This is a genomic window from Thermaurantiacus tibetensis (genome assembly GCF_015354055.1).
Classification (GTDB): domain Bacteria; phylum Pseudomonadota; class Alphaproteobacteria; order Sphingomonadales; family Sphingomonadaceae; genus Thermaurantiacus; species Thermaurantiacus tibetensis.
In genome coordinates, this window is sequence record NZ_JACHTM010000001.1 from 298,547 (window position 1) to 313,257 (window position 14,711).

Annotated in this window: 15 protein-coding genes and 1 pseudogene; 8 read left to right on the forward strand and 8 right to left on the reverse strand. The window is 71.4% G+C overall.

The window, feature by feature from the left end; translation table 11 throughout:
- Position 1: 1 nt before the first annotated feature.
- Together H3H34_RS01500 and H3H34_RS01505 are read right to left on the reverse strand one after the other, a co-directional pair.
- Positions 2-766: a tetratricopeptide repeat protein gene (locus H3H34_RS01500; RefSeq protein WP_194743500.1), complete on the reverse strand. Its 765-nt coding sequence runs from the start codon at positions 764-766 to the stop codon at positions 2-4.
- Complete coding sequence (locus H3H34_RS01505; protein ID WP_194743501.1) at positions 763-1,497, reverse strand: alpha/beta fold hydrolase; 735 nt, start codon at positions 1,495-1,497, stop codon at positions 763-765. Before H3H34_RS01505 ends, H3H34_RS01500 begins: the two co-directional genes overlap by 4 nt.
- An 82-nt stretch (positions 1,498-1,579) precedes the next feature.
- On the opposite strand from H3H34_RS01505, the gene H3H34_RS01510 reads away from it, so the two are divergent.
- The 5 genes and pseudogenes from H3H34_RS01510 to recQ all read left to right on the forward strand — a co-directional run.
- The gene (locus tag H3H34_RS01510) at positions 1,580-1,918 is read left to right on the forward strand and encodes a hypothetical protein (protein WP_194743502.1); all 339 of its coding nucleotides are present in this window, start codon (positions 1,580-1,582) and stop codon (positions 1,916-1,918) included.
- Positions 1,919-1,972: 54 nt separating this feature from the next.
- Positions 1,973-2,605, forward strand: coding sequence for a hypothetical protein (locus H3H34_RS01515; protein WP_194743503.1), 633 nt, complete (start codon positions 1,973-1,975; stop codon positions 2,603-2,605).
- Between the two features lie 11 nt (positions 2,606-2,616).
- Positions 2,617-2,913 (forward strand): heavy-metal-associated domain-containing protein, encoded by a 297-nt coding sequence (locus H3H34_RS01520; protein ID WP_194743504.1) that lies wholly within the window; start codon positions 2,617-2,619, stop codon positions 2,911-2,913.
- On the forward strand, positions 2,910-3,299 hold the full coding sequence (locus H3H34_RS01525; RefSeq protein WP_194743505.1) for a hypothetical protein: 390 nt from the start codon (positions 2,910-2,912) through the stop codon (positions 3,297-3,299). Before H3H34_RS01520 ends, H3H34_RS01525 begins: the two co-directional genes overlap by 4 nt.
- Before the next feature lie 9 nt (positions 3,300-3,308).
- Positions 3,309-5,006, forward strand: a pseudogene (recQ, locus tag H3H34_RS01530) (DNA helicase RecQ); the annotation flags it as partial.
- Positions 5,007-5,161: 155 nt separating this feature from the next.
- Here the strand turns inward: recQ and H3H34_RS13440 are convergent.
- Both H3H34_RS13440 and cobT read right to left on the reverse strand, forming a co-directional pair.
- Positions 5,162-6,154: a PEPxxWA-CTERM sorting domain-containing protein gene (locus tag H3H34_RS13440; protein ID WP_235945232.1), complete on the reverse strand. Its 993-nt coding sequence runs from the start codon at positions 6,152-6,154 to the stop codon at positions 5,162-5,164.
- A gap of 190 nt (positions 6,155-6,344) precedes the next feature.
- On the reverse strand, positions 6,345-8,192 hold the full coding sequence (cobT, locus tag H3H34_RS01540) for a cobaltochelatase subunit CobT (protein ID WP_194743506.1): 1,848 nt from the start codon (positions 8,190-8,192) through the stop codon (positions 6,345-6,347).
- A 143-nt stretch (positions 8,193-8,335) separates the two neighbouring features.
- On the opposite strand from cobT, the gene H3H34_RS01545 reads away from it, so the two are divergent.
- Complete coding sequence (locus tag H3H34_RS01545; protein ID WP_194743507.1) at positions 8,336-10,702, forward strand: penicillin acylase family protein; 2,367 nt, start codon at positions 8,336-8,338, stop codon at positions 10,700-10,702.
- Positions 10,699-11,460 (forward strand): queuosine precursor transporter, encoded by a 762-nt coding sequence (locus H3H34_RS01550; protein ID WP_328830936.1) that lies wholly within the window; start codon positions 10,699-10,701, stop codon positions 11,458-11,460. Before H3H34_RS01545 ends, H3H34_RS01550 begins: the two co-directional genes overlap by 4 nt.
- Here the strand turns inward: H3H34_RS01550 and purQ are convergent.
- Both purQ and purS read right to left on the reverse strand, forming a co-directional pair.
- Entirely contained in the window at positions 11,457-12,122 is a 666-nt protein-coding gene (purQ, locus tag H3H34_RS01555; RefSeq protein WP_194743508.1) for a phosphoribosylformylglycinamidine synthase subunit PurQ, read from the reverse strand. The genes H3H34_RS01550 and purQ overlap by 4 nt on opposite strands.
- Positions 12,119-12,370: a phosphoribosylformylglycinamidine synthase subunit PurS gene (gene purS / locus H3H34_RS01560; protein ID WP_194743509.1), complete on the reverse strand. Its 252-nt coding sequence runs from the start codon at positions 12,368-12,370 to the stop codon at positions 12,119-12,121. The genes purQ and purS overlap by 4 nt, the downstream gene beginning before the upstream one ends.
- Before the next feature lie 302 nt (positions 12,371-12,672).
- Here purS and H3H34_RS01565 point away from each other — a divergent pair, with 302 nt between their 5' ends.
- A complete protein-coding gene (locus tag H3H34_RS01565; RefSeq protein ID WP_235945330.1) occupies positions 12,673-12,975 on the forward strand; it encodes a VOC family protein in 303 nt (100 codons plus the stop codon).
- Between the two features lie 5 nt (positions 12,976-12,980).
- On the opposite strand, the gene H3H34_RS01570 is transcribed toward H3H34_RS01565, so the two are convergent.
- Positions 12,981-13,901, reverse strand: a complete 921-nt coding sequence (locus tag H3H34_RS01570; RefSeq protein WP_194743510.1) for an alpha/beta hydrolase — start codon at positions 13,899-13,901, stop codon at positions 12,981-12,983.
- A gap of 2 nt (positions 13,902-13,903) precedes the next feature.
- A complete protein-coding gene (purC, locus tag H3H34_RS01575; protein WP_194744050.1) occupies positions 13,904-14,686 on the reverse strand; it encodes a phosphoribosylaminoimidazolesuccinocarboxamide synthase in 783 nt (260 codons plus the stop codon).
- Positions 14,687-14,711: the final 25 nt, after the last annotated feature.

The following is a 14,711-nucleotide window of genomic DNA, read 5'->3' on the forward strand; positions in this document are numbered from 1 at the left end:
GCTAGTCGCCGAGGCGCTGCCGGGCGAGGCGCGCGGCCTCGCTTGCCGGCGCCGCCTTCACGACCATCTCCCACACCCGCCGCGCGGTCGCTGCGTCCCCGCTGGCAGCAGCGATGTTCCCCTGCTCGAACATCACGTCCGGGTCGGACGGGGCGCGCGCCGAGGCTGCGGCGATCTCGCGCTGGGCGCGGGCGAGATCGCCCTCGCGGCGGGCAAGCGCGGCCGAAAGGAGCAGGGTAAGGAGGTCGTCGGGGACGAGCGCCAGCGCGCGGTCGAGGTCGCGCCGGGCAAGTGCGCGATCCCCCGCCTCGACGGCCGCCCGGGCGCGATCGAGGTGGAGGCCGGCGGCGAGGCGCGGAGCGAAGTCCCCGGCGGCAGCAATGGCGCTCGTGAAGTGCTGGATGGCGCCTGCTGCATCGCCGGCCAGCAGCAGCGCATTCCCCGCCTGGCCCCAGAGTTCGGGCACCAGCGGGTTCTTCAGCTGCTCGGCAAGGCGTGCCGCGTCGGCCAGCGTGCGGGCAGCCTCCGCATGCCTGCCCTGGGCGACGAGGGCGAGGCCGAGGCACTGGCGCGCCGGAATCCCGCCATTGCGCTCGGCCGCCCAGGCACGCGCGAACTGCTCCGAAAGCTGCGGGTTGGAGCCGATGGCATTGACGCAGCCCTCGTAGAGCGCGGCCATCTCGGGGTCGGCGGAGGTACGCTCGGGCGCCTCCGCCTGTGCCGGGGCGGCCGCAGCGAGGGCGAGGAGGAGGGCAGGGCGGATCATGGCAGGGCCTCGAGCGTGGCGGTGAGCAGGGCGAGATCGGCCGGGGTGGAGAGGCGGTGGTCGCCCGCCTTCACAAGATGGACCCGCACGTCGGTCGAGGTGAGGGCTTCGGCCAGCCGAAGCGAGATGGCGAAGGGCACGTCCGCATCCGCCATGCCGTGGAGCAGCCGGACCGGGCCGTCGAAGCGGATGGGGCGATCGAGCAGGCAGGCGGCCTCGCCGTCCTCGATGAGCGCGCGAGTGTAGCGGTAGGGCTCCGGGCCATAGGCCGAGGGGCGGCGGATTTCCCCGGCGCGGGCAAGCTCGGCCCGCTCGGCCTCGGAGAGCGCAAGGCCCCAGCGGACGAAATCGGGCGCGGCAGCGATGCCGACCAGCGCTGCCACCCGGCCGGGCAGCGCGAGCGCGAGGTGGAGCATGATCCAGCCGCCCATCGACGAGCCGACGAGCACCACCGGACCCTGCACGGCTGCGGTGATGACCGCGCGCGCGTCTGCGGCCCAGCGGCGGATGGTGCCTTGGGCGAAATCGCCCCCGGAGGCGCCGCAGCCCGAATAGTCGAGCCGGAGGAAGGCCCGGCCCGAGGCCTTCGCCCAGGCCTCGAGGTGGAGCGCCTTGGTGCCGGCCATGTCGGACATGTAGCCGGGCAGGAACACCAGGGTCGGCCCGCGCCCCGGGGTGAGCACATGGGCGAGGCGCACGCCGTCGCCGCGGTCGAGGAAGCGCAGATCCATCGTCTGCTCCTAGTCGCGGCCCGGTCCGCGCGCCAGAAGCGTCGGTTTGCGCGGCAGCGCCGGTTGGGTATAAGCTTGCTTCATGCGGCGCCTTCTGGTCAGCCTACTCGTGCTGCTTGGCCTTGCGGCGGCGAGCCTGCACGCGCCGGCGATAGCGCTGGCCGAACCGGTCGCGCCAGCCATGACTGCCGATGCCGGCTGCCACGACGACGGCGCCAGTGCAGCAGCCGACGCGGCGGAGCGTCCGTCCTGCTGCCCCGACGGCTGCAGCGGCGGCTGCCTCCTGCCCGGTGTCATGATGCCCGGGCGCGGGCTGGCGGAGCGGATTGCCAGCTGCACGGCCCAGCGCCGTCCCCCGGGGGCCCGACTGGCACGGACCGACGCCTCCGGCCCCTTTCACCCGCCACGCGCCTTCGCCTGACGCAGCCGGCCGCGCCCCCGCGCGGCCCCGTTTCCGTCAGCGAAAGGACATGACATGCGAACCGCAACGGCCGCGCTTGCGGCCGCGCTGGTGCTGGGTTCGGGCCCGGCACCCGCCCGCCCCGTCTCCTGGCCCGGAGGCTGGACGGCGATCCAGGAATGGAACCCGGACATGGGCTCCGTCCTCCTCCACTACACGCCCAGCCGGCACTGGTCGGCGGGGCTTTTCGCGCGCCGGATGCGCGAGGGCGACTGGACCCTGACGGGTGCCCAGGCGACCTGGCTCGTTCAGCGCTGGAACCTGCCGGCGGCGCAGGCCAATCTCTATCTCACGGGCGGCGGGGGTGCCGCCTGGCGGGATGGGGGCGCGGTGCGGCCCGGCGGCTTCGCCCGCGTGCAGGGCGACTGGGAGACCCGCCGCCTCATGCTGATGGGCATGGCAGAGGTGAGCCATGGCGACGGCATCGCCACCGTCGACATCGAGATGCTGCGCGCCGGCTTCGCGCCCTGGCTCGCCGGCTATGGCAGAGTCCATCTCTGGCTGTTCGGCCAGGTTCGCCGCGACAGCGCGGCCGGGAACAGGGTCGAGCCGGCCTTCGTCGCCCGCGTCTTCCATCGCACCGTCATGCTCGAGGCCGGCGTGACCGGTAGCGGCGGGCTCATCCTCAATTCCACCTTCCGCTTCTGAAAGGTCATTCCATGCGTGCCATCCTCGTTGCCGCGGTGCTTGCCGCACTCTCCGTCCCGCTCGCTGCCGCGCCGGCCCAGCTCGTGACCGTGAAGGTCAACGGGCTTGTCTGCGACTTCTGCGCCCGCTCGATCGAAGCGATGATGAAGCGCCGCACCGACGTGGAGCGGGTGCATGTCGATCTCGACCGGGGCGAGGTGCATCTCACCCTTCGGCCCGGCGCGACACTGACCGACCCGCAGCTGGCCAGGCTCATCACCGACTCCGGCTATGCCGTCGCCGCGATCACCCGCGAGGCCCGGCCGTGACCGGGCGCGCGCTCGGCTGGCGCGACACGCTGGCGCCCGCGCTCAGCCTGTTCGCCTCGGCATCGACGCTTCTCTGCTGCGCGCTGCCGGCGCTCCTTGTGACGCTGGGGCTGGGGGCAGCGCTTGCCGGGCTCGTCTCGGCAGCGCCTTGGCTGGTGGCGCTCAGCCGCTGGAAGGCGTGGCTGTTCGCCGGCTCCGGGCTGCTGCTCGCCGCCGCCTTGCTCGCGCACCGGCGCGCCGCGCGGCTGCCGTGCCCGGCGGACCCTGCGAAGGCCGGGGCCTGCGCCCGGTTGCGGCGGTTGTCGGCGGCGACGCTCGCGCTCTCCGCGCTGGTCTGGGCCGTCGGCTTCTTCTTCGCCTTCCTCGCCGCCGATTTCCTGCTCTAGAAGTGCGCGATGGTTCGCGACCCCCTCGAAGTCCTGCGCACGGTGTTCGGCTTCGAGAATTTCCGCGGACCCCAGGCGAAGGTCATCGGCGAGGTGATCGCGGGGCGGGATGTTGCGCTCGTCATGCCGACCGGCGCCGGGAAGTCGCTCTGCTACCAGGTTCCTGCCATCTGCCGGCCGGGTTGCGGAATCGTTGTCAGCCCGCTCATCGCGCTGATGGCAGACCAGGTGCGCGCGCTCGAGCTGGCCGGCGTGCGGGCCGGCGCGCTCAACAGCCAGGCGGAAGATGGCGCCGCGACGGTCCGCGCCTTCCGCGCGGGCCAGCTCGATCTCCTCTATGTCGCCCCCGAGCGCGCTGCGACGGACGGCTTCCGGGCGCTGGTGCAGCAGGCCCCGGTCAGCCTTGTCGCGATCGACGAGGCGCACTGCGTCAGCCAGTGGGGGCATGACTTCCGGCCCGACTACCGGAAGCTCCGCGCCTTCCTCGACTTGCTGCCTGGCGTGCCGCGCATGGCGCTCACGGCAACGGCGGATTCGACCACCCGCGCCGACATCTGCGAGCAGCTTGGAATCGCGCCGGACCGTCTGCTGGTGGCCGGCTTCGACCGGTCGAACATCCGCTACGAGGCCGAGGCGAAGCGCCGGCCGGCCGAGCAGCTTCTGGCCTTCGTGAAGGCGCAGGGTCCGGTGCCGGGCATCGTCTACTGCCAGACCCGCATGGGTGCAGAGGAGGCCGCTGCGAGCCTGGGCGAGGCCGGGGTCAAGGTGCTCGTCTATCATGCCGGGTTGCCGGCTGACGTGCGGGCCGCAAACCAGCGGGACTTTCAGCGGGCCGAGGCGGCCGTCATGTGCGCGACCATCGCGTTCGGCATGGGGATCGACAAGCCCGACATCCGCTTCGTCGCCCACATGGGCCTGCCGAAGTCGATCGAGGCCTATTACCAGGAAACCGGCCGGGCCGGGCGCGACGGCGAGCCGGCGGTTGCGCGGCTGTTCTGGAGCCCGGCCGACGTTTCGCTCGCCATCCGCCGGATCGAGCAGGGCGAGGCGGACCATTTCCGCAAGAGCCACGAAATCGCGCAGGTCAGGAAGATGGCGGCGCTCGCCGAGGTCACGACCTGCCGGCGCTCCCTGCTCCTTGCCCATTTCGGGGAGCCGACGCGCGCGCCCTGCGGCAACTGCGACAACTGCTGCGCGCCGCCCGAGCTTGTCGATGTGACGCAGGCCGCGCGGAAGCTTCTTTCTGCCGCGTATCGCACCGGGCAGCGGTACGGTCTGGTCCATCTGGCGAGGGTGCTGCGCGGCGAGACCGACGAGCGGGTGGTGCGACTGGGGCATGACCGGCTGTCGGTGTTCGGGATCGGCAGGGATCTCGACGAAGCGCAATGGGTTCGCCTCGGCCGGGCCCTCGAGGGGAGGGGCGCGCTGTTGCGCGCCACCGGACATGGCGGGCTGCGCCTGGCCGGGCCGGCTCGGCGCATCCTGAAGGGCGAGGAGCGGGTGCGGCTGCCGACGCGCGACTGGACGCCGGCCAGGCGGGCGCACCAGCTTCGGCCGCCGGCGCGCGTCATGGCAGGGGGCAGCGTCCTGTTCGAGGCGCTCAGGGCGTGGCGGCGTGCCCAGGCCGAGGCCGATGATGTGCCGGCGTTCATGATCCTGTCCGACCGGACGCTGTGGGCAATCGCCGAGCTTCGGCCGACATCACGCGCCCTGCTTCTCCAGGTTCCCGGCATTGGCCAGGCGAAGCTGGAGCGGTTCGGGGAGGGATCCTTGCCGTGGTGGCGCGCACGCCCTGAACGGGAAAGGGGCCGCGATCCCGAGGGATCGCGGCCCCGCCCCTGCATGACGCGCGTGACGAAAGGTCAGGCCGTGGCGACCGCGGCCCGGCGGCGGCGGGCAGCGAAGCCCACCATGCCGAAGCCGGCGATCAGCATCGCCCAGGTGCCCGGCTCGGGGATGACGCCCCCCGGAGGCACCACGGTGCCACCGACGCCCTTGAAGCCGAAGATGAAGATCGACCGGCCGGCGAGCGTTCCGGCGAGGTTGTCGCTCGACTTGCCGAGCGAGAAGACTTCCGCGCCCACGGCATTGAGGGCGTTGAACGCGGCGACCTGCGTCGGCGAGGCGCCGTAGAAGATTGAGAAGGAGACCGAGGCGCCATCGGCGAGCGGGCCGAAGTTGAAGTCGAAGTTGGCGCCATGGTCAGACGGGCCGAGGTCGACGAAGTCTCCCGTTCCACCGGGGAGGATCGGGAAGCAGCCGAACAGCGGGTTCACGTTGCAGAAGCCGTTGTTCACGGCGCTGGTGACGGCCGTCGCGGCCGCCGTGCCGCCGATGGTCACATACTCTCTGAACGGGGTCGGCTCGATGTCCCAGTCCATCCCGCGGCGATAGAGGGTGTTGGCAATCGCACCGCCCGAGATGTTCCTGATGGTGACGATGACTTCCATGAGGTCGGGCGAGGCCGATGGCTGGAAGGCGTGGGTCACTTCGAACACGCTGCCCGCAGTGACGACGCTGGTCGCGGTCGAGGCGGTCGAGCCGAAGCTGACGAGAGTGACCGAGACGCCACCGGTGTCGACCGAGGCCGTCCAGCCCGCAAGCCCGTTCGAGATGCCCCAGCCCTCGCACAGGCAGCCGGGCGCAGTCGCCTCGAAGCCGGTGCGCAGGTCACGGAGACCATAGGCCGCAGTGCCGCCGGCGCTCGGCGGGATGCCGGGGCCGCCGAACAGGTTGAGATGGCCTTCGTTGTTCACACCAAGGCCGATCGTACCGTTGGTGATGATGGCAGCGGCATTGGCGCCGGCAGTGCCGAGCGCGAGCACACCGGCTGCCGCGAGAAGCTTCAGGTTCATGTGGTTCCTCCTCGTCCCCGAAGCGGGACCACCTATGAGTGTGCAAGAAGCGTGCCAAGAATGGCAAGCTGGCAACCATCTGACGACATTTGACTCTTTCCGCGAGAGGGCCGCTGCGTTGTAAGAAATTCTTACACGGTGCCTGGAAATATCCTCGGCGCAACCCGGCTGGTCGGTGCCGCCGGACCGGTCAGCGCCGGCTGCGCGGCGGGCGGTCTTCCTCGAACAGCTGGGCAAGCTGGTCCACCATGGCGCCGCCCAGCTGCTCGGCATCCATGATGGTGACGGCGCGGCGGTAGTAGCGGGTGACGTCGTGGCCGATGCCGATGGCGATGAGTTCGACCGGCGAGCGGCTCTCGATCCAGCCGATCACCTGCCGGAGGTGGCGCTCGAGATAGTTGCCGGAGTTGACCGAGAGCGTCGAGTCGTCGACGGGCGCGCCGTCGGAGATGACCATGAGGATCCGCCGGTCCTCGGGGCGGGCGAGAAGCCGCTCGTGGGCCCAGAGCAGTGCCTCGCCGTCGATGTTCTCCTTGAGCAACCCCTCGCGCATCATGAGCCCGAGGTTGCGTCGCGCCCGGCGCCAGGGCGCATCGGCGGCCTTGTAGATGATGTGGCGGAGATCGTTGAGGCGGCCGGGCTTGCCGGGCCGGCCGGCGGCCAGCCACTTCTCGCGGCTCTGGCCGCCCTTCCAGGCGCGGGTGGTGAAGCCGAGGATCTCGGTCTTCACCCCGCAGCGTTCGAGCGTGCGGGCGAGGATGTCGGCGGAGATGGCGGCGATCGAGATGGGCCGGCCGCGCATCGAGCCCGAGTTGTCGATGAGAAGCGTCACCACCGTGTCGCGGAAGTCGGTGTCGCGCTCCACCTTGTAGGAGAGGGGGTGCTCGGGGCTGACGACGACGCGCGTGAGCCGCGCGGTATCAAGAAGGCCTTCCTCCTGGTCGAAGTCCCAGGCGCGGTTCTGCTGGGCGAGCAGGCGTCGCTGGAGCCGGTTGGCAAGCTTGGTGACTGCGCCCTGGAGCGAGACGAGCTGCTGGTCGAGATAGCCCCTGAGCCGGGTCAGCTCCTCGGCATCGCACAGGCTCTCGGCCGCCACCTCCTCGTCGAACTCGCGCGTGAAGACCCGGTAGTCGAAGTCCGGCGGGAGCTTCTCCGCAGGCAGGTTGGGCCGCCAGGGCATCATGCCCTCCTCGCCTTCCTCGCCCATCTCGGCGTCGGCAAGGTCGTCCATGTTGAGGTCGACCTCGCGGGCGTCGTGTTCCTCGTCGCCGGCGTCTGCCTCGCTCCGCGTCTCGATCGAGGAGTCGCCCGAGTCCGCGCCCTGCTCGTCGGCCTGCTGCTCCTCCTGCGCACCCTCCTCGCCCTCGGCCGCCTGCTCCTCCTGCGGCTGCTCCTCGACCTCGGCCTCCGGGTCGTCGGCGAGCCCGAGGTCGTGGAGCACCTTCAGGAACGCCTCGGCAAACGCGGCCTGGTCGTTCTGGCAGGCCGCAAGCGCGTCGAGGTGCGGCCCGGCCAGCTCCTCGAGGCGGCTGCGGACCAGCGCGACGGCGGCTGCCGCGGCTTGCGGCGGCGCAGCGCCAGTGAGCCGCTCGCGAACGATCAGCTGCATGGCCGAGGCCATGGGGACCTCCTCCGCCGTGCGGGCGCGGGCGATGGGGTCGGTGCGGAACCGGGTTTCGGTCATCCGCTCGAGGTTCTGCCGGACGCCGGCCATCTCCCGCCCGCCGACCGCCTCGATCCGGGCCTGCTCGGCGGCATTCAGAAGGTCCCGGGCGAGTCCCGGCGGCACCGGGACTGCGGCGTGCGCGCGCGGGTCGTGCAGGCGCTGGCGAAGCGCGAAGCTGTCGGCCCAGCCGCGGGCCTCGGCCACCTGCTCGGGAGCGAACGCGCGGCCGGGCTGCGGCACGCGGGCGCTGTCGCCGGAGAGCGTCGGCTTGTCGGCCGTATAGGAGAGCTGCAGTTCCGGCCGCCTGCCGAGCGCGCGCGCGCAGGCCTCGAGCGCGATGCGGAACTGCTCGATCGGGTTGTCGTCGGCCATTGCGCGCCGAGACATAGCGGCAGCGCGGCGCCGGGCAAGCCGCGCTTTGCTCAGACGAAGACGGGTCGCTCGCTGCGCCCTCGAGCCGCAGCGCGACCGGCTGGAGGCTGGCGCGCGCGCCCGGGCGCCGCTAACGGCGGCCCATGCATCAGCCGCGGGCGCGCCGCCCCTTATGGAAGACCGGCCTTCGCCTGCTCGGCGGGTTCCTCCTGCTCCTCCTGCTCCTTGCGCTGGCCTGGGCGTTCGCGATCTGGCGGGCGATGGAGGGCTCGAAGCCGCGGCTCGAGGGCGAGCTGGCGGTTGCCGGCCTCTCCGCCTCCGTCACCATCGCCCGCGATTCCGAAGGCGTGCCCACCATCACGGGGGAAACCCGCGCCGACGTCGCCCGGGCGCTCGGCTTCCTCCACGCGCAGGAGCGCTTCTTCCAGATGGAGACGCTTCGGCGGGCAGCAGCCGGCGAGCTTGCGAGCTTCCTCGGGCCGCCCGCGCTCGCCCTCGACCGGCAGGTACGGCTGCACCGCTTCCGTGCGCGGGCGCGGGAGATGGTCAAGCGGATGCGCCCGGAGGAGCGCGAGATCCTCGACGCCTATGTCGAGGGCGTCAACGCCGGGCTTGCCGACCTCGGCAGCCGGCCGTTCGAGCACATGGCCCTGCTGCGCGCGCCCGAACCCTGGCGGCCTGAGGATACGGTGCTCGCTGTCATCGCCATGTATCTCAACCTCCAGCCGGCGGTGCCGCAGCGGGAGATGGACCGCGCACGGGCGGAGGCGCGCGGCGGCCGGGCGTTCGCCGACTTCCTCTTCCCCGAGACGACTCCGCTCGACGCGCCGCTCGACGGCAGCCGCCTGCCGGAGCCGCCGCTGCCCGACCGGCTTGTCCCCGCCCCGGCTGCCGCGCGCGGCGCGGTGCGCGAGGCCCCGGCTCCCGGCAGCAACAACTGGACGGTCTCCGGTGCGCTCTCTTCCTCGGGCGCAGCGCTGGTTGCGAACGACATGCACCTCGGGCTTTCGGTGCCGGGCACCTGGTATCGCGCGCGGCTCGTGGTGCCGGGCCGGCTCGACGCCACCGGCGTGACGCTTCCGGGCACGATGTTCGTGGTGGCGGGCTCCACGGGGAGGATCGCCTGGGGCTTCACCAACAGCTACATCGACACGGCGGATGCCGTCATCGTCGAGGAGACGCGGCCCGGCTTCTACCGCACGGCGGAAGGTGAGCGGCCCTTTGCCGTGCACCAGGAGACGCTTGCCCACCGCACCGGGGCCGAGCGGCTCGAGGTGCGCGAGACCATCTGGGGCCCGGTGGTGGGCCGGGATGCGCTCGGGCGGCTGATTGCCATGCGCTGGACGGCGCACGAGCCGGATGCCGTCCGGCTCGCGCCCTTCCTCGCCCTCGAGCAGGCGGGAAGCGTGGCCGAGGCGGTCGCCATCGCCCATGCGGCGGCGCTGCCGCAGCAGAACCTCGTGGTGGGCGACCGCGAGGGGAACATCGCCTGGACCATCATCGGCCAGGTGCCGAAGCGCTTCGGCTTCGACGGGCGCGATGCCGTCTCGTTTGCCGACGGCCGGGCCGGCTGGGCGGGAATGCTTGCCGCCGACGAGGTGCCGGCGGTGATGAACCCGCCCTCGGGGCGGATCTGGACGGCGAATGCCCGCGTCATCGGGGGCAATGCCTACGCGCTCCTCGGCGATGGCGGTTACGACACGGGCGGGCGGGCGATGCGCATCCGCGACCGTCTGTTCGCGAAGGAGCGGTTCGCGCCCGCCGACATGCTGGCGATCCAGCTCGACGATGTCTCGCCCCGCAACGCCTGGTGGCACGCTCTGCTGGTGGCAGAGGTCGCGAGGCGGCCGGGCGACCAAAGGCTGCAGGCGCTCGCGCCCCATCTCGCGACATGGGACGGGCGGGCGGTTCCGGAGTCGGTCTCGTTCCGCCTCGTGGACCGGTTCCGCCGGCTGGTGCTCGAAGGGCTCTACGAAGCGTGGCTCGGCGGCGTGCCGGAGGGCGGATTCCGCAAGACCTATGCACCGAGCCAGGCGGAAGGGACGGTCCGGCGGGTGCTGGGTGCCCGGCCGCCCGGGCTGGTACCGCCCGGCTTCGCCGACTGGGACGCCTTTCTCGATGCCAAGCTCGCCGATCTTGTCGAGGAGGTCGGGCCTGACCCGGCCCGCTTCGCCTGGGGCGCCTATGGCGTGGCAGGGGTCAGGCACCCGCTCGCCCGCGTGCTGCCCTTCCTTGGCCGCGTGACCGACCCGCCCGAGGTGGCGGTGCCCGGCGACCGCTCGACGGTGCGCGCCCAGGCGCCCGGCTTCGGCGCCTCGGAGCGCTTCGCGGTTTCGCCCGCCCACGAGGCGGAGGGCATCTTCCACATGCCCGGAAGCCAGGCCGGAAACCCCCTCGCGCCCTATTACCTCGCCGGTCACCAGGCCTGGGTGGAGGGGCGCCCGACGCCCTTCCTGCCAGGCCCGCCGCGCTGGAGCCTCACCCTCCGGCCTGCAGGTGCCGCGCGGTGAGCGTGCCGCTCGAGGTTGCCGTCACTGAGCCCGAGGGCGTGCGCGCCGTCGAGGCGTCCGAGATCGCAGGCCGGCGCCTGCGCTACTACGACTATTGCATGGCGGCCTTTGCCGTCATCCTCATCTGCGCCAACCTCATCGGTGCGGGCAAGGTGGCCGAAGTCGAGCTGCCGGTCCTCGGCGCGACGGTGTTCGGCGCCGGCATCCTCTTCTTCCCGCTCTCCTACGTGCTCGGCGACGTGCTGACCGAAGTCTATGGCTATGCCCGCGCCCGGCGGGTGGTGTGGGTGGGCTTCGTCGCCTCGGCCTTTGCCGCCGGCATGGCGGCCTTCATCGTCTGGATCCCGCCTGCGCCGGGATGGCAGGGGCAGGAGGCGATGGCGCAGGTGTTCGGGCAGGTGCCCCGCATCTTCGCTGCCTCGATCCTCGCCTTCTGGGCGGGCGAGATCGCCAACGCCTATGTGCTGGCCCGGATGAAGGTGTGGACCAAGGGCCGCTGGCTGTGGACGCGGACCATCGGCTCGACCGCGGTGGGGCAGGGCGTGGACAGCCTGATCTTCTACCCGCTCGCCTTCTGGGGCGTGTGGGAGACCCACCTCGTGCTGACGGTGATGCTCACCAACTATCTCCTGAAGGTGGGCTGGGAGGCAGCGCTCACCCCCGTCACCTATGCCGTCGTCAACTTCATGAAGCGGCAGGAGGGCCTCGACGTCTATGATGTCGAGACCGACTTCACCCCCTTCCGCACGCGGGTCTAGGCGAGGACCTTGAGCAGCCCCTCGAACAGGCGGCGGCCGTCCTGGTTGCCATGCGCCTCCTCGACGCACCGCTCGGGGTGCGGCATCATCCCCAGCACGTTGCGCCCCTCGTTCAGGATTCCGGCGATGCGGCGCGCCGAGCCGTTCACGTCCTCGGCGTAGCGGAAGGCGACCTGGCCCTCCTGCTCCAGCCGGTCGAGCGTTGCCGCATCGGCCTGGTAGTTGCCGTCATGGTGGGCGATCGGCACGGTGATCGTCGCGCCGGCGGCGTAGGCGCGGGTGAAGGGGCTGTCGGCCGTCACCACCTCGAGCGCGACATCGCGGCAGAGGAAGTCGAGGCCCGCGTTGCGGATGAGCGCACCCGGAAGCAGCCCGGCCTCGGTCAGCACCTGGAAGCCGTTGCAGATGCCGAGCACGAGCCCGCCCCTTGCCGCATGGGTAGCGACCGCGCGCATGACGGGGGCGCGCGCGGCGATCGCGCCGGAGCGGAGATAGTCCCCGTGCGAGAAGCCGCCGGGAAGGGCGACGAGGTCGAGGCCGGCCGGGATCTCCGGGTCGGCATGCCAGAGCGCGACCGGCCTGACCCCCGTGACGAGCTCGAGCGCGACCATGAGATCCCGGTCGCAGTTGGAGCCGGGAAAGACGACGACGCCCGTCTTCACGGGGCCTCCGCGGGTGCGTCCGCCATGTCCACGCGGAAGCTCTCGATGACGGGGTTGGCAAGGAGTCGGCGCGCCATCTCCTCGACCGTCTCGCGCGGGGTGTCTGGCGCCAGCTCGAGCTCGATGACCTTGCCGACGCGCACCTCCCCCACGCCGGCAAAGCCGAGCGACTCGAGCGCGTGGCGGATGGCGCGCCCCTGCGGGTCGAGCACGCCGGGCTTCAGGGAAACGGTGACGCGGGCCTTCATGGCCACGCCTCCTAGGGGATGGCCATTGACTTGGCGAGAGCCGCTTCGCAGAGGCTGCGGAGCTGTCAGGCAGGCCGTTCGGCAGAGCGCGGGCGTGCGGCGGGGAAGGGAGAGGCACCCATGAGCGCGATCGCGAAGGACATGGGTCTGGCAAGCGCGATCGTTTATCGCGACCCTGACGCTGCGCTCAGGTTTCTGGCGACGGCCTTCGGGTTCCAGCCGGTGTTCGTGGTCCGAGACCCGGAGGGCCGGCTTCTCCATTCCGAATCCATTCCGAAATGCGGTTCGGACCGTCGATCCTCATGGTGGGCAACGAATGGAGCCAGGTCCACCGCAGCCCGGCCGGTCTGGGCGGATGCAACACCCAGGCGGTTCACATCCAGCTGGCGCATGGAGCCGACCTCGATGCGCACTGTGCGCAAGCCCGCGCTGCGGGTGCCGAGATCCTGGAAGAGCCAGCAGACCAGTTCTACGGCGATCGAGTGTATCGTGCCCGTGATCCCGAGGGCCATGTGTGGACCGTCGGAGGTCACGGTCCGCGCCATGACGCCAGCCGAATGGGACGCAGCCGGCGGGGTGGTGACCCAGGTCGCCTCGTGAGGTGAACCGGTCAGCGCAGCATCTGTTCGAGCGCGCCGAGGACGATGTCGAAGCCCCGCGTGCCAGGCGCGATCACCTCGAAGTGCCCGGCGTTCGGCACGACGAAGAGGTCGGCGCGATCCCCGGCGCGGCGCGCCCGCTGGGCGTAGCGCAGGCCGATCTCGGGGAAGGCGACGCCATCGTAGATGCCGTGGACGAGCGTGACGGGCACGCCAGAAGGCAGGAGGGCGGCAGGCGACGTCTCGGCAAACGGGCTCTTCGCGTCCGGGTCTCCAAGCGTTGCGGCCGGGTCGAGCCCGCACGCCGCCCGGATGACCCGGGCGTCTGCCTCGAGGTCGGGCAGGCCTCCGGCCGCCACCACCCCGCGGGGCCGCAGCGGTGCCTCTGCCGCGAGCACGCTTCCCTTCGGCAGGCGGTGACGCGCGGCCCCCCAGAGCGCAAGATGGCCCCCGGCCGAATGACCCAGGAAGGCGACGCGGCTGCGGTCGATCCCGCGCTCGGCGGCCTGCGCGGCGAGGAGGTCGATGGCGGCTGCCACGTCCGCGAAGGTGCCCGGGAAGCCGCCGCCCTCCTCGTCCACCCGCCGGTAGCCCACCGACCACACGGCAAAGCCCTGCTCGGCAAGCGCGCCGGCTGCCGGGCGCACCAGCTCGCGGCCCGCAACCTTTGCCTGCCAGCAGCCGCCATGCACGAGGACGACGGCCGGGAGCAGCCCATCGGGCCGGTTGCGCGGCAGGAAGAGCTCGACGACCTGCGCCTCGGCCTCGCCGTAGCGGATGGTCTCGGCCGGCTTCGGTTGCGGGAGCGCCGCAAGACTCCGCTGGGTCATCGTCTGCGGCAGGGTGGGCGGCGGCAGCTGCGAGGCCGCCGGGAGTGCCGCGAGCGGGAGCGCGAGAAGCGCCGCCGCGAGGCGGCCGGGCGAGATCGGCATCCTCAGCGGCTCTCGCGCGCCTTCCTCGCCTCGCCGAAGTCGAGCACCGCGCTTTCCTGGCCCTCGGGGAGAAGGCCGAGCCGGCGGGCGACTTCCTGATAGGCTTCCACTTCGCCGCCAAGATCGCGGCGGAACCGGTCCTTGTCCATCTTCTCGCCGGTCTTCATGTCCCACAGCCGGCAGCCGTCGGGGCTGATCTCGTCGGCGAGGATCACGCGGCTGTAGTCGTCCTCCCAGAGGCGCCCGAACTCGAGCTTGAAGTCGACGAGGCGGATGCCGATGCCGGCAAACAGGCCGGCCAGGAAGTCGTTGATGCGGATGGCCATGTCCTGCATGTCGGCAAGCTCGTCCTGGCTTGCCCAGCCGAAGCAGGCGATGTGCTCTTCCGTCACCATCGGGTCCCCGAGCGCATCGTCCTTCAGATAATATTCGAGGATGGTGCGTGGCAGCGGGGTGCCCTCCTCGATGCCGAGTCGCTTCGAGAGCGAGCCCGCGGCCACGTTCCGGACCACCACCTCGAGCGGGATGATCTCCACCTGCCGGACCAGCTGTTCGCGCATGTTGAGCCGGCGGATGAAGTGGTGCGGCACGCCGATCCCGCCGAGCAGGGTGAACAGGTGTTCCGAGATCCGGTTGTTGAGCACGCCCTTGCCCGAGATGGTACCCTTCTTCTGGGCGTTGAAGGCGGTTGCGTCATCCTTGAAATACTGGATGAGCGTGCCCGGTTCCGGACCCTCGTAGAGGATCTTGGCCTTGCCTTCGTAGATCTGGCGGCGGCGCGACATGCGGCGGTATCCCGTCATGAAACAG

Excerpts from the sequence above, each read along its gene's own strand:
- H3H34_RS01500 (WP_194743500.1), bottom strand. The coding sequence starts at position 766 with ATGATCCGCCCTGCCCTCCTCCTCGCCCTCGCTGCGGCCGCCCCGGCA.
- H3H34_RS01505 (WP_194743501.1), bottom strand. The coding sequence starts at position 1,497 with ATGGATCTGCGCTTCCTCGACCGCGGCGACGGCGTGCGCCTCGCCCAT.
- H3H34_RS01510 (WP_194743502.1), top strand. The coding sequence starts at position 1,580 with ATGCGGCGCCTTCTGGTCAGCCTACTCGTGCTGCTTGGCCTTGCGGCG.
- H3H34_RS01515 (WP_194743503.1), top strand. The coding sequence starts at position 1,973 with ATGCGAACCGCAACGGCCGCGCTTGCGGCCGCGCTGGTGCTGGGTTCG.
- H3H34_RS01520 (WP_194743504.1), top strand. The coding sequence starts at position 2,617 with ATGCGTGCCATCCTCGTTGCCGCGGTGCTTGCCGCACTCTCCGTCCCG.
- H3H34_RS13440 (WP_235945232.1), bottom strand. The coding sequence starts at position 6,154 with ATGAACCTGAAGCTTCTCGCGGCAGCCGGTGTGCTCGCGCTCGGCACT.
- cobT (WP_194743506.1), bottom strand. The coding sequence starts at position 8,192 with ATGGCCGACGACAACCCGATCGAGCAGTTCCGCATCGCGCTCGAGGCC.
- H3H34_RS01545 (WP_194743507.1), top strand. The coding sequence starts at position 8,336 with ATGCATCAGCCGCGGGCGCGCCGCCCCTTATGGAAGACCGGCCTTCGC.
- purS (WP_194743509.1), bottom strand. The coding sequence starts at position 12,370 with ATGAAGGCCCGCGTCACCGTTTCCCTGAAGCCCGGCGTGCTCGACCCG.
- H3H34_RS01565 (WP_235945330.1), top strand. The coding sequence starts at position 12,673 with ATGGTGGGCAACGAATGGAGCCAGGTCCACCGCAGCCCGGCCGGTCTG.
- H3H34_RS01570 (WP_194743510.1), bottom strand. The coding sequence starts at position 13,901 with ATGCCGATCTCGCCCGGCCGCCTCGCGGCGGCGCTTCTCGCGCTCCCG.
- purC (WP_194744050.1), bottom strand. The coding sequence starts at position 14,686 with ATGTCGCGCCGCCGCCAGATCTACGAAGGCAAGGCCAAGATCCTCTAC.